The organism is Pelagimonas sp. KU-00592-HH, from assembly GCF_040369695.1.
Taxonomy (GTDB): Bacteria; Pseudomonadota; Alphaproteobacteria; order Rhodobacterales; family Rhodobacteraceae; genus Shimia.
Genome location: NZ_BAABWM010000001.1, coordinates 1,433,484 through 1,455,762, shown reverse-complemented (window position 1 = coordinate 1,455,762; position 22,279 = coordinate 1,433,484). Strand labels below are relative to the sequence as shown.

The window sequence follows — 22,279 nt, the reverse complement described above, 5'->3', positions numbered from 1 at the left end:
TCCTACGTCGAATATCAAATACTTAGCGCCCCAAGGGGCGCTTTTTGTCGTTTGAACTTAAAAGCCTGCAGATGAATTGTGCGTGGATGCCGTTGTGGAGAGGTAGATACTGTAGATACTAAGGGTCGTGTCTGTGGCGTGCTAGGGGAGTTTTCTGGCGTTGCTCCGGGAAAAAGTGATTTGAGAAACGAGAACTAGGGGAAGCATGTGAAAAGAACTTTTTTGAGGGTCATTGTTGTGAATTTTTTCGCTCTAATGTGTTGGGGTGTCACGCCGTCCAGTCGCGTTCATGCGGACGAGTTTAAGAGCAGATTTGCTGCCGAATTCTTCAACGAGGGCGGAAAAAAGATCGACTACGTTCTTTGGGGATTTCCCGAGGGGTTTGAGTCTTCATTTAAAGAACAGGATAAGGAAGGCTTCTTTGGAGAGCAGTTGAGCATCTATGATTTCGATCGCGCAGACATGTTGTTTTTCTCGCTTGAGGCCTGGCGAGATGCGTTGTTGTTGCCACTACTTTTGCTGGATTTTAAAGCAGTGTTTGATCACGCAGCTGAAGAGTCTGAACGCCAAAACCTGTCAGTAGATATTGTTGTGGAAAGAGAGGAGCGTCAAAGCCCAATGCGCGTTTACTTTATCAACACCACGATATCTGGAAATGCAGTGGCGAGCACTTGGTGTTTCGCAGAAACTGTTTATGTGACGTCGACAACAGATGAAGTGTTTGAAAACAGGGATCGTACGATTTGCACGCCGTGAGATTGACTCTTCATTCTGGGTCAGCGGTGGAGCTGCCGTGACAAAGGTGGCCAGTGCTTCCTACTGAGAAAGCTTCCTGCGTTTGGCGGCGCGGGTTTCGCGTTCGGCTTGCTCCTGGCCGAGACGGAAGCACTGTTCCACAAAATCCAGGTGAGCGCGCGCGGCCCGTTCTGCCCGATCAGGATTACCGGACAGGATGGCTTCGACGATCTGTCGGTGCTGGTCCAGGAGCTTCTCGCCGGTACCGTCCATGGTGCGCAGGTATTTGCGATTATAGAACAGGCCTTGGCGCGTGAGGTCATAGATGGAGGCCATCATGTGGATCAACGTGGTGTTCTGGCTGGCGTCCACGACGGCAACGTGCAGTGCGAGGTCGGCCTCCTGACTGGTTTCCGCGTCTTCCTCTTCCCAGGCTTTCTGGAGGGTCTGGAGGATGTCCGACAGGCGTTCCTTGTCGGACTGCGTGGCGCGTTCCGCTGCCAGTCGGCTTGCGAAGGCTTCCTGTTCGCGCCGGTATTCGAGATAGTCGTAGAACGCGCGTCCGTGACGCGTGTAGAGCGCGAGGAGGGCGGGGGACATGGCCCGTCCACTCAGGGCGGCGATGTAAGTTCCTTCTCCGTGACGGACGTGCACAAGCCCGCGTTCTTCCAGGATCTGTAGGGCTTCACGCAGCTTGGGGCGCGAGACGCCAAGGGCTTCTGCAAGGTCCCGCTCTGAGGGAAGTTTTCGACCTTCCTTGAGAATGCCGTCAACGATCATCGATTCGATTTGATCGACCACGGCGACGGCAAGTGATTCGTGTCCAACAGGGTCAAAGGGGCTGGAATGGTCCATGATTTCCCGTTTCTGCGGTTCTGGCGGTGAAAAAAGGTTGTCACTAATATTTACCAGTGAGGCGCTTTCAATCAAGGGGCTGCTACCCAGAAACCCGTATATCAACAGCGTCGGTATGCGATTGAATACAAAAGAAATTCGATTTTTTCTTAAGAAAAACGCAGATTTTTGCCTGTCTGAACGTCGATCTTGAATTCGCCACTTCGCTCATGAATTGGTCAATAAAGTTGTTGACTGAATTTAGAGGTAAACAATATTTACCATGATGTGCCGCGGAGGCGGTGTGATTGCTGGCCGAGAAACCGGCTGATCTGAATTCTGGAGGAGACACTCATGAAAAAGACCCTGACTTCGCTGGCTGTGGCCGCGTCGCTTCTGGCAGCCCCTGCCGCAATGGCGAAAGACAAGATGCTGCTGAAAACCCCGATCGCGTTCTCGACTGCGCTGCCGGGCCTGGGCTCGCCGATCCCGCGTGTTGCCGAACAGCTTGACCTGATGTCGGGCGGCACCCTGAAGATGAAGGTGTACGAGCCGGGCAAGCTGGTTCCGCCGTTTGAAATCCTCGACGCTGTTTCGTCGGGCAAGATCAACTCGGGTTACACCACTGCCGGCTACTGGGCGGGTAAAATCCCCGCGGCACCGCTGTTCTCGGCCGTTCCGTTTGGTCCGGAGGCGGGCGAATACATGGCGTGGCTGTACTATGGCAACGGCATGAGCCTGTACCAGGAGATGTATGACCAGGCTGGTTTCAACGTGAAGGTTCTGCCCTGCGCGATCATCGCACCGGAAACCTCGGGTTGGTTCGCAAAAGAGATCAACAGCCCGGCCGACCTTGAGGGCCTGAAGATGCGTTTCTTCGGTCTGGGTGGCAAAGTCATGCAGAAACTGGGTGTTGCGACTTCGCTGCTTCCGGGTGGTGAAATCTTCCCGGCGCTGGAAAAGGGCGCAATCGACGCAACCGAATTCTCGATGCCTGCCATCGACGCGCGTCTGGGCTTCCACAAGCTGGTCAAGTTCAACTACTTCCCGGGCTGGCACCAGCAGGCCACCGTGTTTGAACTGCTCGTGAACAAGGACGTCTGGAACGAAGCATCTGAGCAGCACAAGGCGATCATCGAGAACGCATGTAAGGCTTCGATGGCAGACTCGTTCGCAGAAGGTGAAGCGATCCAGCACGCGGCTCTGATCGACAACGTCGAGAACAACGGCGTGACCATCAAGCAGTGGGATGACGAGATGCTCGCCACCTTCCGCAAGACCTGGGACGAGGTTGCTGCCGAAGAAGCAGGCAAGGATGCCTACTTTGCCAAGGTTCTGGCTGACATGAACGAGTTCCGCGCGGGCTATGCCGTCTGGAAAGAGAACGCGTTCCTCCCTCGCAAGTAATCCCGATTACTTGCACCCCGGGGGCGGCCTTCCCATGCGCCGCCCCCGACCTTTCTGATTTTCTTTATTTCCCCGACTTTTCCGGCCGCTTTTCCGGCCCCGTGCCAGCATCTTTAGGAGGAGACCATGGCCGAGAACCTGCATCCGCAAGACGACCCGATCGAGGTCTATGAGCACATCCTGGAACACGACGACCGCGACCAGCAGGCGATTGCCGTTGCAATCGACAAGGGGGTCAAGGGCGTCGGCAATGTCGTGATGTGGGCGAACCTGCTTCTGGTGCTTGCCATCGTATCGCAGGTGGGACTGCGGTATCTCTTTAACCAGAACTACCCCAAGCTGGACGAGATCCAGTGGCACTTTTACGGTCTGGTGACGATGATCGGCATTTCCTATGCGCTTGTCACCGACAGCCACGTGCGTGTTGACCTGTTGCACATGCAGCTGTCCGAGCGTGCTCGGCGGGTTATCGAGATCATCGGTATCCTGACGCTTCTGGTGCCGTTCATCTACCTGATGATCGACCAGGGCTATGACTATTTCTATGAAAGCTGGCGGGTGAACGAGCGCTCGGACAGCCCGACCGGTCTGCCGGCGCGTTGGGCCCTGAAAGCGGTGATCCCGATCAGCTTTGTCATGCTGGCGCTAGCAGCCGTGGCGCGACTGATCCACGACGTTCATGCGCTTTGGATGAACCTTGAGGAAGAGCGCGAAGGCAAAGGCCTGCGGCTGATCTTCTGGGCGTTGGTCTGCTTTGCAATCGTTGCGACCGCCTTGACCTTCCTTGTGCACACAACCGAGGAAAAGCTGGTCATCGCGATGTTCCTGACCTTTATCGCGCTTCTGTTCACCGGTTTTCCGGTGGCCTGGACGCTGGCGGGTGTGGGTGTTGCCTACTGTGGTCTGGCCTACCTGTTCGACAATGGCATGATGAACTGGACAGGTCTGGAAGAAACCCTGACCGGTCTTGATTACCTGACATTGGGTGCCGTGGTGAACCGGGTCTATGCCACCATGTCGAACGCTGTTCTGGTCGCGCTGCCCATGTTCATCTTCATGGGGCTGATGCTGGACGAGTCCGGTGTGGCCGAACGCCTGATGTCTTCGATGCAGCGCCTGTTCGGCACGGTGCGGGGAGGTCTGGCGATCACCGTGACCATGATCGGTATCATCCTTGCTGCTTCGACCGGTATCATCGGGGCCTCGGTGGTGCTTCTGGGTGTGTTGTCGTTGCCGTCGATGATGGAGCAGAAGTACAACCCGTCGCTGGCGGCGGGTGTGGTGTCCGCCTCTGGTACGCTGGGTATCCTGATCCCGCCGTCGATCATGCTTGTGATCATGGCCGACCAGATGGCGCTGTCGGTTGGTGACCTGTTCATGGCAGCAGTCTTCCCCGGCGTGATCATCGGTGCGCTGTACCTGAGCTATATCTTCGTGATCGCCCTGATCAAACGGGATGTCGCGCCGGTTCCCGAAGGCGCAAAGGCGCCGGACTGGGCCGCTGTTAAAGACGTGCTGATTGCCGTCCTGCCGACGCTTGGCCTTATTCTCGCGGTTCTCGGGTCGATCTTTGCGGGCCTGACAACGCCGACCGAAGCCTCCGGTGTTGGTGCCTTGGGCGCGACCCTGCTGGCGCTTGGGTATCGCAAGTTGACGTTGCACAAGCTGATCAACGTTCTGAAGGCGACCTTCAACACCACCGCCTATATCTTTGCGATCTTCCTTGGCGCGACCGTGTTTTCCTATGTTCTGCGTGAACTGGGCGGCGACGCGCTGATCGAAGAGATGATCCAGGGACTGGCTTTGGTCCGAATGGCACAGTCTTCATGATCCTGTTCATCGTCTTCCTGCTTGGCTTTGTGCTGGACTGGATCGAGATCACGCTGATCGTGCTGCCGCTGATGCGTCCGATCGTGAATGGCCTTGGTCTTGATATTCCGGGCTTTGGCGTGATGGATGAACCGGCGCTGGTTTGGTTCGTGATCCTTGTCGCGGTGACATTGCAGACGTCCTTCCTGACGCCACCCGTGGGATTTGCGCTCTTCTATCTCAAGGGGGTCTGTCCACCTGAGATCAAGCTGACGGATATCTACAAGGGCATCATTCCCTTCGTGATCCTTCAGTTGACCGGTCTGGCCTTTGTCTTCCTGTGGCCGCAACTGGCAACGTGGTTGCCATCGGTTGCCTACTAAGCGAGGCTTGACCCCATGACCGATGCAGAACTGATCAAGCGTTTGAAATCCATTTGTGGGCGGCGGCATGTGCTGACCGGCGCCCGCCGGACCCAGCGGTTTCGCAAGGGGTTTCGATCCGGTGAAGGGGATGCGATTGCCGTGGTGCAGCCTGCGACCCTTCTGGAGCAGTGGAAGGTGCTTGAGGCCTGTGTCGAAGCGGACAAGATCGTCATCATGCAGGCGGCCAACACCGGCCTGACCGAAGGGTCGACGCCGAAGGGCAGCTATGATCGTGATGTCGTGCTGATCAACACGCGGCGGATGGATCAGCTGCAACTGATCAATGACGGCAAGCAGGTGATCAGCTTTCCGGGGTCGACCCTGTTCGCGTTAGAGAAGCTTCTGGCACCCATTGGCCGGCAGCCGCATTCGGTGATCGGGTCGTCCTGCATTGGTGCTTCGGTTGTCGGGGGCGTCTGTAACAACTCTGGCGGTTCGCTTGTCGAGCGTGGCCCTTCGTATACCGAGCTGTCGCTGCATGCGCGGATCAACGCGGAGGGGCAACTTGAACTATTGAACCATCTGGGGATCGATCTTGGTGACAGCCCGGAAGAGATTCTGAGCCGACTGCAATCCGGCACCTATGGCGATCAGGACATTGCGGTCGACAATCGCAAGGCATCCGACACCGATTACGCGCGTCGGGTGCGCAACGTGGATGCCGACACGCCCGCGCGGTTCAATGCCGACAAGTCGCGCCTTTACGAAGCAGCAGGGTGTGCCGGAAAGCTCGCGGTTTTTGCGGTGCGTCTGGACACCTATCCCAAGAATGATGACGAGCGCACGTTCTACGTCGGGACGCGTGATACCGCCGCGTTGACAGAGTTGCGCCGTCGAATCCTTGCGGATTTCAAGACCCTTCCGGTGAGCGCGGAGTACATGCACGAAGAGGTCTTTGACGTCTCTGATCGCTATGGCAAGGACACCATGGTGATGATCGACAAGCTTGGCACGGATCGCTTGCCGGTGTTTTTCGCGATCAAGGGGGCTGTAGACGCGCGATTGGCAAATGTGCCGGGCCTTGCGAATTTCACGGACAACTTCATGCAGTTCGCGATGAAGTTCTGGCCTGACATTCTGCCGAAACGCATGCGGGCCTTTCGCACGTCGTTTCCGCATCATCTGATCCTCAAGATGCGCGATGGGGGGATTGAAGAGGCGAAGGTGCTGCTGTCGGATATGGCGGGTGAGGGGAAGCTCGACTTTTTCGAATGTGATGACCGTGAGGCCAAGATCGCAGGGTTGCACAGGTTTGCCGCGGCGGGGGCCGCCATTCGCTACATGAAAGTGCATGCTAGCGAGGTGGAAGACATTATCGCCCTGGATATTGCCCTGCGCCGCAATGACACCGAGTGGTTCGAAGACCTGCCGGCAGAGATTGGCGATCAGCTGGTGAGCCGTCTCTATTATGGCCACTTCATGTGTCACGTTCTGCATCAGGACTATGTTGTGAAGAAAGGGGCTGATCCCAAGGCCCTGAAGCAGGCGATGCTGGAGATCCTGGACAAGCGTGGCGCTGAATACCCGGCCGAGCACAATGTCGGGCATCTGTACCCTGCCAAGCCGGACCTTGCGGCGTTCTACAAGTCGGTTGATCCGACCAACAGCATGAACCCCGGTATCGGGAAGATGTCGCGGAACAGGAATTACGGCTGAAGGATGGGGCGTAATTAAATTTGCCTTGTTAATTACTTTCCGTTGGACAGCAGATCAAGTTGTGGCAGTCTCCCCTGAAACGAGGAGGCCCACATGTCCGCGCAATCCCAGGCACCCAACATCCTGTTCATCATGTATGATCAACTGCGGTTTGATTACCTGAGTTGTGCCGGCCATCCGCATCTGCATACGCCCAACTTTGATCGCGTCGCCAAGATGGGAGTGCGGTTTACCAATACATACGTGCAGTCGCCGATCTGTGGCGCGTCGCGGATGAGTTTCTATACCGGGCGCTATTGTGCGAGCCACGGCGCACAGTGGAACGGTTTTCCCCTGCGTGTGGGCGAACAGACCCTTGGCGATCATCTGCGGCGCGAGGGGATGGCGTGTTGGTTGCTGGGCAAGACGCACATGAAGGCAGATGCAGAGGGCATGGCGCGTCTGGGTCTTTCACCGGACAGCGAGATTGGCGCAAGGCAGGCAGAGTGCGGGTTCGACAGTTGGATCAGGGATGACGGGCTTTGGGCCGAAGGGCCGGACGGGTTCTATGATGAGAAGCGGTCCCCTTATAACGAATACCTGAAGTCAAAGGGCTATCCCTCTCAGAACCCTTGGTCGGATTTCGCCAATGCCGGGGTAGATGAGGACGGTGATATTGCCTCTGGCTGGATGTTCAGGAATGCCGACAAGCCAGCGAACATTCGCGAGGAAGACAGCGAGACCCCGTGGCTCACCCAGCGCACGATCGAGTTTATCGAGCAAGCGGAAGGCGCGTGGTGTGCGCATGTGAGTTTCATCAAACCCCATTGGCCCTATATCGTGCCGGCGCCCTATCATGACATGTTCGGGGCCAACCATGTTCCGGCGGCCAGCCGTGACGCGATTGAACAGGATGATCCGCATCCGGTGTTCGGGGCCTATATTGGCAACAAGATTGCTCAGGCGTTCCAGCGCGAGGATGTGCGCCAGAAGGTGATCCCGGCCTACATGGGGCTGATCAAGCAGTGTGATGACCAGTTGGGGGTGCTGCTCGACTATCTGGAAGAGAGTGGTCGGCTGGACAACACGATGATCGTGCTGACCTCGGACCACGGGGATTATCTGGGAGATCACTGGCTGGGCGAGAAGGACCTGTTTCACGAGCAGAGCGTGAAGATCCCGCTGATCATCTATGACCCGCGTCCGAAAGCGGATGCAACGCGCGGCACCACCTGTGATGCGCTGGTTGAGAGCATCGATCTTGCCGCCACCTTTGTGGAGGTGGCCGGGGGCAAGGTGCCAGACCACATTATCGAGGGGCGGTCGCTGGTACCCTGGCTTCATGGTGAGGTGCCGGAGTGGCGGGAGTTCGCGATCAGTGAGTATGACTACTCGGCCACGCCACAATGCGTGAAGCTGGGGCTTGAGCCACGTGATGCGCGTCTGTTCATGGTGTTTGATGGACGTTACAAGATGATGCATGCCGAAGGCGGTTTCCGCCCCATGCTGTTCGACCTAAAAAACGATCCGGAAGAGTTTCACGATCTTGCAAAGGGCGATGCCCATCAGGCGGAAATTGATCGGCTCTATGGCTATCTCGCGCGGTGGGGGCGGCGCCTGTCGCAGCGGGTGACGCGTTCGGAAGATGATATCAAGGCGATGCGCGGCAGATCACTGCGCAAGGGTATCCTGCCGTTCATGTATGACGGGTCAGAGGTGCCTGATGATCTGACAGAGAAGTACCGTGGCAAGGCACCTGCGGACTATACCGAGTAGGTCAGGAGGCTTGGGCGGCGAGGAGGCGTTCTGCAATAGCCGCCGTATCCGCCAGATGCGCATGAACCGCGCGTTCGGCGGCCTCGGGATCGCCGGCGACAATTGCATCGCAGATTGAGAGCATATGGGACGGGCCGGGCTTTTCCCGGTTGGTATCGGACAGGGTCATCATCCTCAGGCGGCTGATGCGGCCGTTCAGGCGCTGGACGATTTCCCAGGCGACATTGTGGCCCGCGCCTTCGAAAATCTCCTGATAGAACCGATTGGTCGCGGCGAACAGATCGCTGGCGACACCGCTGTCGATACCCCTTTGCAGGTCGGCCAGAGCCGATTTGAGACGTTCAGCGCGATCCCCGGTCACAGAAAGGGCACAGGCACGGGCCGCAGCGGTTTCGAGCATGCGACGGATGTCATAAATCTGGCGGGCGTCGGACCAGTTCATCTCGGCGACGATCGGGCCGTGGCCGGGGAGGATTTCCACCAGACCTTCTGCTTCGAGGTAGCGGATGGTTTCGCGCACTACCGTACGGCTTACCCCCAACTGTTCGCAGAGTGGGCGTTCGACAAGGCGTTCGCCGGGTTTGAAATGGCCCGTGATGATCGCGTCGCGCATGCGTTCCTGCACCATGTCCCGCAGGGTTTGTGGAGGTTGCGCGATCTTTTCGAGCGAGGGCGTGTTCATGGCGACGGTAATACCAATGGGTTGGAAGATGGGCAAGCAGATTGACAGACTATATGTTGGTATACCATAAGATCGGAGAGAGATTCCCACAACAGGTGCCGCCATGCCCGCTGACATCCGAAAAACACTTCTGCACGTCGAGAACACGCTGATCGAGGGCGGGAAGGTTGCCGAGACCCCGTTGAAGATGATCGCTGCGGTTGCCGTGATCCGAAACCCATGGGCGGGGCTTGGGTTTGTCGAAGACCTGCGCCCGGCGATTCACGATTGCGCGCCGGGGCTGGGGGCGTTGCTGACCGAGATGATCCTTGAGGCGGCCGGTGGGGGTGACAAGGTCGAAGGCTATGGCAAATCGGCGATTGTCGGTGTGAACGGCGAGGTCGAACACGCGTCGGCGCTGATCCACACGCTGCGGTTCGGGAACCACTATCGTGAGGCGGTCGGGGCGAAGTCCTATCTTGCGTTTACCAACACGCGCGGCCCGGCGAATGCGCCTTTGCAGATTCCGTTGATGGACAAGAATGATGGTGGGCGCCGGAGCCACTATTTGACCATCCAGTTGTCGGTCGCGGATGCGCCCGGACCGGATGAGATCGTGGTTGCGCTGGGCGCGTCGGTTGGTGGGCGTCCACATCACCGGATCGGGGATCGCTATCAGGACCTCAAGGAATTGGGCCATGACCTCGACAATCCGGCAGCTGTATGAGCCCTACGGTAGTCTGTCCTACCGCGAGGTGGGGCATGGCCGCCCTTTGGTGCTGGTGCATGGTGTCGGCATGCAGTCGGCGGCCTGGGGGCCGCAGATCGACGCCCTGTCGCGCAGTCATCGGGTGATCGCATTGGACATGCCGGGGCATGGAGGTTCGTCGCCCTTGCCCGAGGGCGCGGAACTGTCGGACTTTGTGGCCTGGTTGGCGGCGGTGTTTCAGGCCCTTGGTCTGGAAGGCGTGAGCCTTGCCGGGCATTCCATGGGGGCCTTGATCGCATTGGGGTTTGCTGTTGAGCATCCGGAGCGGTTGGCGCGGGTTGCCCTGCTGAATGGTGTCTATCGACGTTCGATGGCGGCGCGTTCGGCGGTTGAAGCGCGGGCGGACGAGATAAAAGCTGGCATCGTGGATTTCGACACACCCTTGTCGCGCTGGTTTGGCGATAGCCCGCGTGAGCAGGCAGCGCGCGCGGATGTGGCGGCATGGCTTGGGCAGGTCGATCTGGCGGGATACGCGACGGCCTATGGCGCCTTTGCGCGCGGCGATCAGGTCTATGCCGACCGGCTTGCCGACATAACGTGCCCCTTCCTTGCGATCACGGGTGACGGTGATCCGAATTCAACGCCTGAGATGACACATGCAATGGCGGACGGCGTCGCGCATGGCCGGGCTTTGGTGATTTCCGGACATCGGCATATGGTGAACCTGACCGCGCCGGATGTGGTGACGGCGGCCATGCAGGAGTGGCTGGACTGGTGTGAGGAGGGAAGCGCAGATGACCGAGATTGATCCGCGCGAATTGCGCAATGCTTTCGGGGCTTTCATGACGGGTGTCACAGTTGTGACAGCGCATGACGAAGACGGGCAGCCGATCGGGTTTACGGCCAATTCCTTTACCTCTGTGTCCCTTGATCCGCCGCTGGTATTGGTGTGTCTTGCCAACACGTCGAGCAACTATGGCCCGCTGTCCCGTGCGCGCGGATTTGCCGTCAACGTCTTGGCCGAAAATCAGAAAGATGTGTCCAACACCTTTGCCCGACCGGTCGAGAACCGGTTTGCGGCGGTGGAGTGGCAGGCCGGGCCGCATGGATCGCCTGTTTTCGACGGTGTGTCCGCCTGGTTCGATTGCTCGATGTTCAACACGGTTGAAGCGGGCGATCACCTGATCCTGATCGGCAAGGTCGAGGCGTTTGAAAACAGCACGCATCCCGGCCTTGGCTATGCGCGGGGGGCCTATGTCACCCCTGCCGCCGAGGCCGAAGCCCTGAGCAACAGCGCCAACCTGATGGTATCGGCGATGATCGAATACCAGGGGAAAATCCTTTTGGTGGACAATGGCGCCGGGCGTTTGGTGCTGCCGGAGATCAAGGTCGGCAAGGCTGGAACAACGGCGGCGCTTGGGCGGTTGATCGACGCCAGCGGCACGGATGCCGAACCCGGTTTTGTCTATTCCGTTTACGAAGATGAAGCGCGCGAAACACAGCACATCTCGTTCCTGTGCCAGGCAAGCGGTGAGGTCGCCTCGCAAGGGGTTTTCACCGAGCTGACGGCTTCGACCCTCATGGATATTGCCGACCCTGCGGTCTGCACCATGCTTGAGAGGTTCGCAGCTGAAAGCCGGATGGGGAATTTCGGGGTGTATTACGGCAATCAGGTCAGCGGCAAAGTCCGTCCGATGACATCAGGGAGGTGAGACATGAAGTTCTCGCTTTTTGCGCATATGGAGCGCATTTCCTCGGCTGAGGATCAGAAGAAACTGTATGACGAGTTCATCGCGCTCTGCAAAATCGCCGACGAGGGCGGTATGCACGCGGTCTGGACCGGCGAGCATCACGGGATGAATTTCACCATCGCGCCCAATCCGATGCTCAACCTTGTCGATCTCGCGCGTCAGACCAAGAACGTGCGCCTTGGGACGGGCACGGTCATTGCGCCGTTCTGGCATCCGATCCGGTTGGCGGGCGAGGCGGCGATGACGGATATCATCACCGGGGGCCGTCTTGATCTGGGGATCGCCCGGGGGGCCTATTCGTTTGAGTACGAACGGCTGATGCCGGGTATGGATGCCTGGGAGGCAGGACAAAGGATGCGTGAGCTGGTGCCCGCGGTACAGGCCCTGTGGAAAGGGGACTACACCCACGAAGGTGAGTTTTTCCAGTTCCCCAAGACCACTTCGTCGCCGCAGCCCGTGCAACAGGACGGCCCGCCGATCTGGATTGCGGCGCGTGATCCGAACAGCCACGAGTTTGCCGTGTCGAACGGCTGCAACGTGCAGGTCACGCCGCTTTGGAACGGCGACGGAGAAATCCGCGACCTGATGGGCAAGTTCAATGCGGCCTGCGAGAAATTTCCCGAACGTCCGCGTCCGAAGATCATGCTGTTGCAGCATACCTACGTGGCCGACAGCGATTCAGACGCCAAGCAGGGCGCAATCGAGTTGAACCGTTTCTATTGCTATTTCGGCGCGTGGTTCATGAACAAACGCGAGATCAACCAGGGTTTGATTGACCCGCTGAGCGATGAGGAAATCGCAGCCCATCCGATCTATTCGCCCGAGGCGATGGAGCGGGATCTCGTGATCGGCACGCCGGACACGGTGATTGCGCGTCTCAAGGAATACGAGGCGCTTGGGTATGACGAGTATTCCTTCTGGATTGACAGTTCGATGCCGTTTGAACGCAAGAAAGCTTCGCTCGAACGGTTCATAAACGAGGTCATGCCAGCGTTCGCCTGAGGCGGGAAAGGAAGAGAGATGCAGAGCTTTCAGCAGTACATCGGTGGGGCATTCGAGGACGCGGCCCAGCAGTTCGAGAGTCTTGACCCGGCCACCGGTACGCCTTGGGCGCGGATGCCTGCTGCATCGGCGCAGGATGTTGATCGGGCGGTTTCGGCGGCGGAACGTGCGTTTCTGGCACCGGAGTGGGCCGGGATGACGGCGACCGCCCGTGGTAAGCTGTTGATGCGACTGGCTGACCTTGTTGCCGAAGCCGCGCCGCGCCTTGCCGAGCTGGAAACGCGGGATACGGGCAAGATCATCCGCGAAACCAGTGCGCAGATTGCCTATGTAGCGGAATACTATCGTTACTATGCGGGGTTGGCGGACAAGATCGAGGGCGCGCATCTGCCGATCGACAAGCCGGACATGGAAGTCTGGTTGCGGCGTGAACCGATCGGTGTCGTCGCGGCGGTGGTGCCGTGGAACTCGCAGTTGTTTCTTTCGGCGGTCAAGATCGGACCAGCCTTGGCAGCGGGGTGCACCGTTGTTTTGAAAGCCTCGGAAGAGGGGCCCGCGCCGATGTTGGAATTCGCGCGGATTTTCGACCAGGCAGGGTTTCCCAAGGGCGTGCTGAACGTGATCACCGGCGGACCGGATGCCGGGGCCGCGTTGACCAGCCATCCGAAAGTTGCGCATGTGGCCTTTACCGGCGGGCCGGAAACGGCGCGGCATATCGTGCGGAATTCGGCAGAGAACCTTGCCTCGACCTCTTTGGAGCTGGGGGGGAAGTCGCCGTTCATCGTGTTTGACGATGCCGATCTTGAAAGCGCGGTGAATGCGCAGGTTTCAGGTGTTTTCGCGGCAACCGGGCAGAGTTGCGTGTCGGGGTCGCGACTTGTTGTTCAGGAAGGCATCAAGGAGGCTTTCCTAGCGCGCCTGAAGGAGAAGGCAGAGGCCGTGGTGATCGGGGCGCCGGATGAAATGGCAACGGAAGTTGGCCCCTTGTGCACCGAGAAGCAGCGGGAGAATGCGCTGCGCCTGATTGATCAGTCGGTTCAGCAGGGGGCGACGCTGATCACAGGGGGCGTTGCGCTGGATAGGCCCGGTTTCTATTTCCCGCCGACCATTCTGGACTGCGACGGCGCACCGGACGCGGCAAGCCTAAGCAACGAGTTTTTTGGGCCTGTGCTGTCGGTGGTCAGCTTCAAAGACGAGGCCGAGGCCATCGAGATTGCCAATGATACGCAATTCGGGCTGGCGTCGGGGCTGTTCACGCGTGATCTGACCCGGGCGCATCGCATGATCCGTGCCATCCGCGCCGGGATCGTCTGGGTGAACACCTACCGTGCAGTCAGCCCGATTGCCCCGTTCGGCGGGCATGGGCTTTCGGGGCATGGACGCGAAGGGGGCATCGAGGCCGCGCTGGATTACACCAAGGTGAAAGCTGTCTGGCTGCGCACCAGTGATGAGCCGATTCCCGATCCATTTGTCATGCGGTGAAGGCTGCATAAGACGGGCTTGCCTCGGTGCATCACCCGTCCGGATTTCCGTTCAGCAGGTTCGTCAGTTTATGGCGCGCGTCCTGCGTGGCCTTGGGATGAGAACTCTGGTCACGCGTGTAGAGGAAGACCTGCCTCACATCGGGCAGGTTCCGGATTGGACGGAACGCGAGACCCGAAGGGGCTAGCCCCAATACGGATTGGGGAAGGACGGTCACCCAGTCCCCCTGAAGAACCATGGCCAGCAGGGACTGCGTATTGTGAACGGTCACATCTGTTTGGCCCAGGTGGTCGCGAAAGGCCTGAGTTTCGATCTGGTCGCAGAGGGCGTTGCGCAGGAACGGCGCGCCAAAGATGTCTTCAATGGCAAGTGGCGTCTTTGATTTCGCCAGAGGATGGGTTTCGGACAGGACCAGCCCATAGTTGTCTGTGGACAGGGGGACCGTTTCTATTCCGTTCAACACGTGGTGCGTGGACGCGATCCCGATGTCGGCCCAGCCCTGTACCAGCGCCTCGATCACACTCGGGCTGTCGGCATCGCGCAGTTCGATTTTGAGACCAGGATGATTGGACGTCAAATGCCGCACCAGAGGTGGAAAGGCGAGGGCCGCGACGGATGGTACGGCGGACACACGCAGCACACCCTGCGGTGCCTGCGCGAGAAGCTCCATGGCGCTTATCGAACTGTCAAAGTGTTTGAGCTGTTTCTCGCCCAGTTGGAACACCTGCTCTCCTAGGGCTGTCAGGCGGTTCTTGCGCTCGCTTTCGAAAAGCGGGCTGCCAAGGTTGGCTTCCAGTTGCTTGAGCGACATGGAGACAGCGGATTGCGTGCGCCCCAGGCGGGAGGCGGCATCCGAGAGGTTTCCAGCCTTGGCGACGGCGCAAAAGCAGCGCAGCATTTCGATCTTTATGGCCATGTTTCAGAAATTCTGAAGTTTACTACAGAAGTTTGAATTTGACTGATGTGACTTGAAATGTCCACCATTGGCCAAATTCCCAAATTCGAGAACTCCCGTGACTCATATGAATCTTATCGCCGGCGAATGGCTGGCAGGCGACACCGAGATCGAAAACCGCAATCCGTCTGACGTGACTGACCTGATCGGCATGTTTGCCCAGGCCACGCCCGACCAGCTTGAGGCGACATTGGATCAAGCCCAGGTCGCGCAGCGTGAGTGGGCTGCCTATGGTCTTGAGCGCAAGCAGGCCGTGCTGAATGCGATTGGCAACGAGATGATGGCGCGGGCCGAAGAGCTTGGCACGCTGTTGTCGCGCGAAGAGGGCAAGCCCTTGGCCGAGGGCAAGGGCGAGGTCTATCGCGCGGGCCAGTTCTTTACCTACTATGCCGCCGAATGCCTGCGCCAGATCGGCGAAAATGCAGATTCGGTGCGTCCGGACATTGAAATCGACGTGCGCCGTGAAGCTGTTGGAACCGTGGCTATCATCAGCCCCTGGAACTTTCCGACCGCGACCGCCTCGTGGAAAATCGCGCCGGCGCTTTGCTATGGCAACGCGGTGGTCTGGAAGCCCGCGAACGTGACGCCGGCCTCTGCCGTTGCTCTGACTGAAATCATTAACCGGCAGGACATTCCGAAGGGCCTGTTCAGCCTCGTGATGGGTGCGGGCGGTGCGATTGGCCAGCGTTTGGTGGAAAGCCCCAAGGTGAACGCGATTTCCTTTACGGGGTCGGTGCCAGTGGGCAAGGGCATTGCCGCTGCCGCGATCCAGAACCTGACCAAGGTGCAGATGGAAATGGGATCGAAGAACGCATTGGCCGTGATGGATGATGCCGATCTTGATCTGGCTGTTTCCCTTGCGCTGGGCGGTGCCTTTGGTGGGACGGGGCAGAAATGCACGGCCTCTTCGCGCCTTGTGGTGCATGAAGCCATCCACGACGCTTTTGTCGAAAAGCTGGTGGCCGGTGCGCAGGCGATGAAAGTTGGGCACGCTTTGGAAGAAGGCACCCAGATGGGGCCGGTGGTCAGCGAACAACAGTTGAATGAAAACCTTGCCTATGTTGATCTGGGTAAATCGGAAGGGGCGGAGCTGGCCTGTGGCGGCGCGCGTCTCGAGATGCCGCACCAGGGGTTCTATATGTCGCCGGGGGTTTTCCTGAACACCACCAATGACATGCGCATCAACCGCGAAGAGATGTTTGCGCCGCTGACTAGCGTGATCAAGGTCGGCAGCTATGATGAAGCCCTTGCCACGGTGAATGACACCAACTTTGGCCTGACCTCGGGGATCGTGACCAAGTCTTTGGCGCGAGCCACGCACTTCCGTCGCAATGCACGAACCGGCGTTGTAACTGTTAACCTGCCGACGGCGGGCACGGATTATCACGTGCCGTTCGGGGGACGTGGTGACAGCTCGTACGGTCCGCGCGAACAGGGCAAGGCGGCAGCCGAATTCTACACAACCGTGAAAACGGCCTATATTTCGGCAGGGAGCCCGGAATAATGCTTATTGATGGCCTGCAATATGCCAATTGGTCGGAAAAGGTTTTCCGCCAGATGCGTGAAGGGGGCGTGGACGCGGTTCACGTCACCATCGCCTATCACGAGACATTTCGGGAAACGGTGCTGAACTTTGAAAAGTGGAACCGCTGGTTCGAACAGTATCCTGATCTGATCATGAAGGGGCAGTGGGCCAGCGACATCGATAAGGCCCGCGAGACGGGGCGTACGGCGATTTTCTTTGGCTTTCAAAACCCTTCGCCGATCGAGGATGACATTGGCCTTGTGGAAATCCTCCACACCCTCGGCGCGCGGTTCATGCAGTTGACCTATAACAACCAGTCGCTTCTTGCGACCGGGTGTTACGAGGCCGAAGACATGGGGCTGACCCGGATGGGCAGGCAGGTTGTCAAAGAGATGAACCGCGTGGGTCTCGTGGTGGACATGAGTCACTCGGGCGATCGTTCGACCATTGAGGCCGCCGAGGCATCAGAGCGTCCGATCGCGATCACCCATGCGAACCCGCATGACTGGCACCCGGCGCTGCGCAACAAAAAGGACGACGTGATCCGCGCGGTAACGGAGAACGGTGGCATGCTTGGGTTCTCGGTCTATCCGCATCACCTTAAGGGAAAATCGGATTGCACGCTCGAGAGCTTTTGCGAGATGATCGCCCGAACCGCCGAGAAATTCGGAGCCGAACATCTGGGGATCGGAACGGACCTGTGTCAGGATCAGCCTGACAGCATCGTTGAATGGATGCGCGTCGGTCGCTGGACCAAGGAAATCGACTATGGAGAAGGATCGGCCGCGGCGCCCGGATTTCCGGATATGCCAAGCTGGTTCGAGGACAACCGACATTTCGGCAACATCAAGCAGGGGCTGTGCGCGACCGGCCTGAGCGAAGATGAGGTTGCCGGGATCATGGGCGGGAACTGGTATCGGTTCTTTGCTGAAAACTTTGGCCCACAAGGATAATCCACATGCACGGTGCCGCGCATACATCTATCCCCCGGCGAGACCCGCAGACAGTCATGCGCCTGTCGCGGTTGGGTTCGCTTCATCAATGTCGTCTGAGTTTCATGCGGGTGCTGACGCGCCGCATGGCGGAAGAAAACTGGAGCTTTTCGCGCCCCAAGTTCGACGTTGACGAAAAGGGCGTGGGGCGTGCGGTTTATACGGCGCAAGGGCCGGAGCGGGCTTATTCTCTGGTGGCTTTTGCGCATGATCTGCCGCCCGAGATGCGTTCGGATCGGGTGATCGCGACGGCGTGGGATGCAACGTTCACCCTGTTTGATGGTATCCCGAACGAGGCGGACATCGACCGCTTGTCGGGCAATGTACCGCTACAGGAAGCCGGTCGGGTGAGTGAACGCGAGATTTCTGTTTCGCGGGCCAACCGGTCCGTGCGGCTTTGGGAGCACATGGTGGATGCGTTGTCGCGTGGGGAACAGCCCGATGCCGCGATGCTGCGCTCTGTTGGCTACCTGATGCGGACCACCGCGGTTTATGGCTCGGGTAAGCTGGGAGCTGCGGATCGCGAGATGATCGCGGATCGACCAGAGATGCAGGCACCTTTTCAAGCCGAGATGCTTTCGGTTTTCCTGACCCGCTGGTTCGTGCGTGATCTTGTTGAACACATGGCAAAGGTGCGCGGCGGAGATGCGGCTGTGTCGCTTGCGCCCGAAACAGCACGTCAGCTTGGGATCGGGAACTCGACCGGCCTTGGTATGGCGCCGTTCATCGTTAACCATCCGGTGCTGTTCAACAACTGGATCATGGCGCGGGAAGAGGCGATTTCCCGTGTCAGGAGTGTTGAGAAGGCGACCGAGGAGGAGATCGCGCATTTCCTTGAACTGCTGGCCAAGACGCGAACCTCGGTGGATAGCTGGATGTCCGAGCATCCCTTGCAGATCGAAAAGCTGGCCCAGTTGAAAGGCGATCTCGATGCGTTGGAAACGCAGGTTGAGACCCATGATTTCGCAGGCCGTTTTCCGTGGGACGGTCTTGTGTCGTGGGCGCAGGAAGCCTTGAGCGAGGAGGGGCAGGAATGTCTGGCCTCGTTGATCCTCGAACCCTATGGCGCATTGGTGGACGGGTTGTCGAGGTGCATGGCCGACAGCAATTCGGACGCCTTCGTGATTGACGGTGCCATGCCGGTTGGCGAAGTGCGCGACCTGATCGAAAACAGCTTTGGCTGGGCCAAAGATGTTGATTGGTCCGCGCGAGAGAATTGCGCGCGTGCCTGGTATGTATCCGAAGAAAAGCTCGAGCCCCGTCTGGGTGAACGGTTTGAAGAACCCATTGCAGACTATGAACAGCCGCTCGCGCCCGCGCGGGATGCAGCGATGGCGTTGCGGGCTTTGGAAGGATGGTCTCCGGACGGGCCGGTTGCCGCCTTCCTGTCGGCACATCCCGAACACCGCCACACGGTGCGCAGGGCGCAGATCACCCGCGTCGCGCCCTATGGTGAAATCCACGACAACACGATTTCCGCCCAGGTCATGCCGATCGACATGCTGCGTGCCAAGCTCTCGTTCTTCGGGGCGACACATTTCGATCCGAGGTCGGATCGCTGGGTGCGCATCTGCATGTACGCAGGGGCGCCCTATCCGCAGGAACTCTCGACCGAGAACTGTGATTTGTGGGTCTATCCGGAGGGTCGGGCATGAGCTTTGCATTGAACGAAGTTGAGGCAACCGCCAAACGGGCGACGCGTGGGGCCGGGTATCCGTGGGGGCTTGCCGAGGAGGCATCAAAGGCAACACGGTGGCTTTGTGCGCAGGGCCTTGATGGGGTGTCTGTATTGGCTGCGGTGCTTCAGGGCGAGACAAAGCCGGTGTCTACGATCAGCCAAGGTGCTGCGCTATCCGACCGTGCCGCAGGGTTGAAACAGGCGGATGCGAGCCTTGGAGAGATTGCCGAACCTTTGATGATACTGCCGTTTGCGGCCATGGCGGCGCGGCAACTTGAACAAACGGTGACGGTCGCCTGTGCCAAGGCTAAGGCTGTTACAGATGGTTCGCTGGTGAGTATTTCGGGAGAGTTTCCGAAAGACGCTAAACTGATTGTGCAGCTTGGAGGGAGGCTTGATGCAGCCCGTACCAAGGTCACACGCGCCACACCCGACAAAGCCGCATGGGAGGCGCTGAATGCGCTGGCCCATCGCACATATGCTCCTGCCACAGAAGAAAGCCGCCGCCTTGGAGCGGGTGCCGGGCTTTCCGACAATGATTGATCCGAGGTTCCGATGATTGAAACGAAAACCCTGACGCTTGCTGAAATCGAAGACCTGTCGCTGCGCGCCCTGATGGCGGTTGGCACGACCGAAGAGAACGCCCGCCCGCTGGCCGTGGCCACCGCCGCGACCGAGGCGGATGGCGTTGCAAGCCACGGGCTGGCCTATATCCCGATCTATTGCGAGCACGTGCAGTGCGGCAAGGTTGATGGCGCGGCTGTGCCAGTTGTCGAACGTCCCCGTCCCGGTGTCGTGAGCGTCGATGCGGCGACCGGATTTGCGCATGCTGCGATCGACAAGGGGTTCGAGGCGCTGATCCCGCTGGCCCGCGAACAAGGTGTGGCCGCCCTGGCCATTCGCAACAGTTATAACTGCGGGGTTCTGGGCTATCACACCTATCGCCTTGCGCAGGCGGGGCTGATGGGGATCGGGTTTACAAACGCGCCTGCATCCATTGCCCCGTCGGGTGGTGCGAAGCCGGTTGTGGGCACCAATCCGTTTTCGATTGCAGCACCCGGAGAAGATGGGCAGCCGGCTGTGTTGATTGACCAAAGCGCCAGCACCATTGCCAAGTCAGAGGTGATGAAACACGCGCGCGAAGGTCAGCCCATTCCCGTTGGTTGGGCGCTGGATGCCGAGGGCAATCCGACCACCGATCCTGAAGTGGGCCTCAAGGGGTCGATGGCGCCTTCGGGTGGCTACAAGGGGGTGGGCGTTGCCCTGATGACCGAGATGATGGCGGCCGCGATGACGGGGGCGACCCTGGGCATTCACGCCTCGCCGTTTTCGGGCACGGCGGGTGGGCCGCCGAAGACCGGACAGTTCTTCCTTGCGATTGATCCGGGAGCCACTTCGGGTGGCGATTTTGCGGCGCGCATGCGCGATCTGGTGGCGGCCATTCACGATCAGGATGGTGCGCATCTTCCCGGCGACGGTCGCCGGTCCAAGCGTGTCAAATCTGCGGACGACGGTGTGGCCGTGAACGTTGCAACGCTGGCGAAGATCGAAGCCCTATTGGGGTGATGTCTAAAGATGATGCGCCGCAGGGAGCTGCGGCGCTCAGATCTTGAGAATGGGCTGAAGCAGGCGCGGGATCAGGCTGTTGAAGCGCAAAGACGCGTCTGTTGCCGCAAGGCAGATACAGGCCTCGCCTTCTTCTGCAATCGGTGTGTGCTCCAGATCGTCATTGGCGATTTCCAGATCCCCGACACCGAAACGGCCGGTGGAGTCGCTGAACGCGCCTTGCAGGACCAGTGTCAGTTCCAGACCATTGTGGCCGTGATCCGGCACGGCCTGACCGGCCGGAATGTAGAGCAGCCGCACCGACCCCTTGTTGTCGTCCGACAAGATCGACTGGCGTGATCCGAAACCAAGGTGTTTCCAGCGGGGTGGCTCGAAATTCAGCGCCTCGAACAGGGGGGCGGGGAAGATGCCTGCACCCTGTACAGGCGGGGCAATCGGAGCCGGTTCGTCAAGCATGGCAAGCACACGTGACTTGAGTCCGGGATCGACATCCATGGCGGCTGTTTCTTCCACGATGAGGCCGGCCATGGTTTCATGGGCGGCAAGGCGGACGCGGCATTCATCGCACATCGACAGATGCGTCGCGACCACGAGGGCAAACGGGTAGGGCAACGCACCAGCGGCGTAGGCTACCAAGAGCTCCTCAGAGACGTGATGATTGATGCGTTTCATTAGCTGCGGTTTCCTTTCAACTCGTGCCGGAGACGTTCCAGCCCGAGCCTTATTCTCGATTTGATAGTGCCAAGCGGCATTCCCGTTTCCGCCTGGATTTCCGTGTGGCTCAACTCGCCCAGATAGGCCTTTTCGAGCATTTGTCTCTGGTTGGGAGACAATTTTTCGAGAGCACTGCGGAGTTGTTGTGTTTCCTGTTCCAAAGCAACGATATGCGCGGCGTCCACTTCGGTTTCTTCTGCCGGCGCGAGCTCCTCTGGGACCGGGCGCCGTTCCTTCCTGATGATGTCGATCTGGCGGTTGCGGGCGATCTGGAACACCCAGCCCGAAACCTGGGCACGATGCGGGTCGAACTGATCTGCTTTGCGCCAAACGGTGAGCATGGTGTCCTGAACGATATCCTCGGCCATGGCCGAGGATGCGCCAGACCGCATCAGGACGGCCTTGATCCGCGGAGCGTAGTAGTCGAACAGCTTGGCAAATGCCCGTTTGTCGCGGTTCGAACGCACCGCGATCATCCAGACCGTTTGCTCGGAAAATTCAGGGCGAGATGGTTCCGCCACGCGGGACACAGTCCTTTCCGCCCCGATCTTGGGGCCCGCAATCCTATGATCATCCAGCACGAACATATGACGACTACGACGCCGCCAGATTTTTGGATCACT

21 protein-coding genes are annotated in these 22,279 nt (G+C 59.0%); 16 read left to right on the top strand and 5 right to left on the bottom strand.

The window, feature by feature from the left end; translation table 11 throughout:
* Positions 1 to 207 precede the first annotated feature (207 nt).
* Positions 208 to 756: a hypothetical protein gene (locus tag ABWV42_RS07130; RefSeq protein ID WP_353339496.1), complete on the top strand. Its 549-nt coding sequence runs from the start codon at positions 208 to 210 to the stop codon at positions 754 to 756.
* A gap of 60 nt (positions 757 to 816) precedes the next feature.
* Here ABWV42_RS07130 and ABWV42_RS07125 read toward each other — a convergent pair whose 3' ends face one another.
* Positions 817 to 1,590: a FadR/GntR family transcriptional regulator gene (locus ABWV42_RS07125; RefSeq protein ID WP_353339495.1), complete on the bottom strand. Its 774-nt coding sequence runs from the start codon at positions 1,588 to 1,590 to the stop codon at positions 817 to 819.
* A 333-nt stretch (positions 1,591 to 1,923) separates the two neighbouring features.
* On the opposite strand from ABWV42_RS07125, the gene ABWV42_RS07120 reads away from it, so the two are divergent.
* The 5 genes from ABWV42_RS07120 (at position 1,924) to ABWV42_RS07100 (ending at position 8,621) form a co-directional block, all read left to right on the top strand.
* Positions 1,924 to 2,976: a TRAP transporter substrate-binding protein gene (locus tag ABWV42_RS07120; protein WP_255109994.1), complete on the top strand. Its 1,053-nt coding sequence runs from the start codon at positions 1,924 to 1,926 to the stop codon at positions 2,974 to 2,976.
* A 126-nt stretch (positions 2,977 to 3,102) separates the two neighbouring features.
* Positions 3,103 to 4,806 (top strand): TRAP transporter large permease subunit, encoded by a 1,704-nt coding sequence (locus ABWV42_RS07115; RefSeq protein ID WP_353339494.1) that lies wholly within the window; start codon positions 3,103 to 3,105, stop codon positions 4,804 to 4,806.
* Positions 4,803 to 5,168: a TRAP transporter large permease subunit gene (locus ABWV42_RS07110; protein ID WP_353339493.1), complete on the top strand. Its 366-nt coding sequence runs from the start codon at positions 4,803 to 4,805 to the stop codon at positions 5,166 to 5,168. The genes ABWV42_RS07115 and ABWV42_RS07110 overlap by 4 nt, the downstream gene beginning before the upstream one ends.
* A gap of 15 nt (positions 5,169 to 5,183) precedes the next feature.
* On the top strand, positions 5,184 to 6,866 hold the full coding sequence (gene dld, locus ABWV42_RS07105) for a D-lactate dehydrogenase (RefSeq protein WP_353339492.1): 1,683 nt from the start codon (positions 5,184 to 5,186) through the stop codon (positions 6,864 to 6,866).
* Between the two features lie 93 nt (positions 6,867 to 6,959).
* A complete protein-coding gene (locus ABWV42_RS07100) occupies positions 6,960 to 8,621 on the top strand; it encodes a sulfatase-like hydrolase/transferase (protein WP_353339491.1) in 1,662 nt (553 codons plus the stop codon).
* A 1-nt stretch (position 8,622) separates the two neighbouring features.
* On the opposite strand, the gene ABWV42_RS07095 is transcribed toward ABWV42_RS07100, so the two are convergent.
* Positions 8,623 to 9,303, bottom strand: coding sequence for a GntR family transcriptional regulator (locus tag ABWV42_RS07095; RefSeq protein ID WP_353339490.1), 681 nt, complete (start codon positions 9,301 to 9,303; stop codon positions 8,623 to 8,625).
* Positions 9,304 to 9,406: 103 nt separating this feature from the next.
* On the opposite strand from ABWV42_RS07095, the gene ABWV42_RS07090 reads away from it, so the two are divergent.
* Genes ABWV42_RS07090 through ABWV42_RS07070 form a run of 5 tightly spaced genes read left to right on the top strand, consistent with a single transcriptional unit; the run spans position 9,407 to position 14,226 of the window.
* Entirely contained in the window at positions 9,407 to 10,009 is a 603-nt protein-coding gene (locus tag ABWV42_RS07090; protein ID WP_353339489.1) for an amino acid synthesis family protein, read from the top strand.
* Entirely contained in the window at positions 9,981 to 10,799 is an 819-nt protein-coding gene (locus tag ABWV42_RS07085) for an alpha/beta fold hydrolase (RefSeq protein WP_353339488.1), read from the top strand. Before ABWV42_RS07090 ends, ABWV42_RS07085 begins: the two co-directional genes overlap by 29 nt.
* Positions 10,786 to 11,703 (top strand): flavin reductase family protein, encoded by a 918-nt coding sequence (locus ABWV42_RS07080; RefSeq protein ID WP_353339487.1) that lies wholly within the window; start codon positions 10,786 to 10,788, stop codon positions 11,701 to 11,703. Before ABWV42_RS07085 ends, ABWV42_RS07080 begins: the two co-directional genes overlap by 14 nt.
* Positions 11,704 to 11,706: 3 nt before the next feature.
* Complete coding sequence (locus ABWV42_RS07075; protein WP_353339486.1) at positions 11,707 to 12,744, top strand: LLM class flavin-dependent oxidoreductase; 1,038 nt, start codon at positions 11,707 to 11,709, stop codon at positions 12,742 to 12,744.
* Positions 12,745 to 12,762: 18 nt separating this feature from the next.
* On the top strand, positions 12,763 to 14,226 hold the full coding sequence (locus tag ABWV42_RS07070; protein ID WP_353339485.1) for an aldehyde dehydrogenase: 1,464 nt from the start codon (positions 12,763 to 12,765) through the stop codon (positions 14,224 to 14,226).
* A 31-nt stretch (positions 14,227 to 14,257) separates the two neighbouring features.
* Here the strand turns inward: ABWV42_RS07070 and ABWV42_RS07065 are convergent, their stop codons facing one another.
* A complete protein-coding gene (locus ABWV42_RS07065) occupies positions 14,258 to 15,142 on the bottom strand; it encodes a LysR family transcriptional regulator (protein ID WP_353339484.1) in 885 nt (294 codons plus the stop codon).
* A 106-nt stretch (positions 15,143 to 15,248) separates the two neighbouring features.
* Between ABWV42_RS07065 and ABWV42_RS07060 the strand changes: the two genes are divergently transcribed.
* Genes ABWV42_RS07060 through ABWV42_RS07040 form a run of 5 tightly spaced genes read left to right on the top strand, consistent with a single transcriptional unit; the run spans position 15,249 to position 20,942 of the window.
* Positions 15,249 to 16,685: an aldehyde dehydrogenase family protein gene (locus tag ABWV42_RS07060; RefSeq protein ID WP_353339483.1), complete on the top strand. Its 1,437-nt coding sequence runs from the start codon at positions 15,249 to 15,251 to the stop codon at positions 16,683 to 16,685.
* Positions 16,685 to 17,659, top strand: coding sequence for a membrane dipeptidase (locus ABWV42_RS07055; RefSeq protein ID WP_353339482.1), 975 nt, complete (start codon positions 16,685 to 16,687; stop codon positions 17,657 to 17,659). The genes ABWV42_RS07060 and ABWV42_RS07055 overlap by 1 nt, the downstream gene beginning before the upstream one ends.
* 5 nt (positions 17,660 to 17,664) lie before the next feature.
* Entirely contained in the window at positions 17,665 to 19,353 is a 1,689-nt protein-coding gene (locus tag ABWV42_RS07050; RefSeq protein WP_353339481.1) for a hypothetical protein, read from the top strand.
* Positions 19,350 to 19,919, top strand: coding sequence for a DUF3726 domain-containing protein (locus ABWV42_RS07045; protein ID WP_353339480.1), 570 nt, complete (start codon positions 19,350 to 19,352; stop codon positions 19,917 to 19,919). The genes ABWV42_RS07050 and ABWV42_RS07045 overlap by 4 nt, the downstream gene beginning before the upstream one ends.
* A gap of 12 nt (positions 19,920 to 19,931) precedes the next feature.
* Positions 19,932 to 20,942, top strand: a complete 1,011-nt coding sequence (locus tag ABWV42_RS07040; RefSeq protein ID WP_353339479.1) for an Ldh family oxidoreductase — start codon at positions 19,932 to 19,934, stop codon at positions 20,940 to 20,942.
* A 36-nt stretch (positions 20,943 to 20,978) separates the two neighbouring features.
* On the opposite strand, the gene ABWV42_RS07035 is transcribed toward ABWV42_RS07040, so the two are convergent.
* Together ABWV42_RS07035 and ABWV42_RS07030 are read right to left on the bottom strand one after the other, a co-directional pair.
* The gene (locus ABWV42_RS07035) at positions 20,979 to 21,614 is read right to left on the bottom strand and encodes a ChrR family anti-sigma-E factor (protein WP_255110023.1); all 636 of its coding nucleotides are present in this window, start codon (positions 21,612 to 21,614) and stop codon (positions 20,979 to 20,981) included.
* A complete protein-coding gene (locus tag ABWV42_RS07030) occupies positions 21,614 to 22,177 on the bottom strand; it encodes a sigma-70 family RNA polymerase sigma factor (protein WP_502930943.1) in 564 nt (187 codons plus the stop codon). The genes ABWV42_RS07035 and ABWV42_RS07030 overlap by 1 nt, the downstream gene beginning before the upstream one ends.
* Positions 22,178 to 22,279 lie beyond the last annotated feature (102 nt).

Bases quoted from the DNA above. Each gene is read 5' to 3' on its own strand.
- ABWV42_RS07075 (WP_353339486.1), top strand. From the start codon at position 11,707: ATGAAGTTCTCGCTTTTTGCGCATATGGAGCGCATTTCCTCGGCTGAG.
- ABWV42_RS07120 (WP_255109994.1), top strand. From the start codon at position 1,924: ATGAAAAAGACCCTGACTTCGCTGGCTGTGGCCGCGTCGCTTCTGGCA.
- ABWV42_RS07110 (WP_353339493.1), top strand. From the start codon at position 4,803: ATGATCCTGTTCATCGTCTTCCTGCTTGGCTTTGTGCTGGACTGGATC.
- ABWV42_RS07070 (WP_353339485.1), top strand. From the start codon at position 12,763: ATGCAGAGCTTTCAGCAGTACATCGGTGGGGCATTCGAGGACGCGGCC.
- ABWV42_RS07100 (WP_353339491.1), top strand. From the start codon at position 6,960: ATGTCCGCGCAATCCCAGGCACCCAACATCCTGTTCATCATGTATGAT.
- ABWV42_RS07045 (WP_353339480.1), top strand. From the start codon at position 19,350: ATGAGCTTTGCATTGAACGAAGTTGAGGCAACCGCCAAACGGGCGACG.
- ABWV42_RS07040 (WP_353339479.1), top strand. From the start codon at position 19,932: ATGATTGAAACGAAAACCCTGACGCTTGCTGAAATCGAAGACCTGTCG.
- ABWV42_RS07050 (WP_353339481.1), top strand. From the start codon at position 17,665: ATGCACGGTGCCGCGCATACATCTATCCCCCGGCGAGACCCGCAGACA.
- ABWV42_RS07090 (WP_353339489.1), top strand. From the start codon at position 9,407: ATGCCCGCTGACATCCGAAAAACACTTCTGCACGTCGAGAACACGCTG.
- ABWV42_RS07085 (WP_353339488.1), top strand. From the start codon at position 9,981: ATGACCTCGACAATCCGGCAGCTGTATGAGCCCTACGGTAGTCTGTCC.
- ABWV42_RS07125 (WP_353339495.1), bottom strand. From the start codon at position 1,590: ATGGACCATTCCAGCCCCTTTGACCCTGTTGGACACGAATCACTTGCC.
- ABWV42_RS07095 (WP_353339490.1), bottom strand. From the start codon at position 9,303: ATGAACACGCCCTCGCTCGAAAAGATCGCGCAACCTCCACAAACCCTG.
- ABWV42_RS07080 (WP_353339487.1), top strand. From the start codon at position 10,786: ATGACCGAGATTGATCCGCGCGAATTGCGCAATGCTTTCGGGGCTTTC.
- ABWV42_RS07065 (WP_353339484.1), bottom strand. From the start codon at position 15,142: ATGGCCATAAAGATCGAAATGCTGCGCTGCTTTTGCGCCGTCGCCAAG.
- ABWV42_RS07060 (WP_353339483.1), top strand. From the start codon at position 15,249: ATGAATCTTATCGCCGGCGAATGGCTGGCAGGCGACACCGAGATCGAA.
- ABWV42_RS07035 (WP_255110023.1), bottom strand. From the start codon at position 21,614: ATGAAACGCATCAATCATCACGTCTCTGAGGAGCTCTTGGTAGCCTAC.
- dld (WP_353339492.1), top strand. From the start codon at position 5,184: ATGACCGATGCAGAACTGATCAAGCGTTTGAAATCCATTTGTGGGCGG.
- ABWV42_RS07055 (WP_353339482.1), top strand. From the start codon at position 16,685: ATGCTTATTGATGGCCTGCAATATGCCAATTGGTCGGAAAAGGTTTTC.
- ABWV42_RS07115 (WP_353339494.1), top strand. From the start codon at position 3,103: ATGGCCGAGAACCTGCATCCGCAAGACGACCCGATCGAGGTCTATGAG.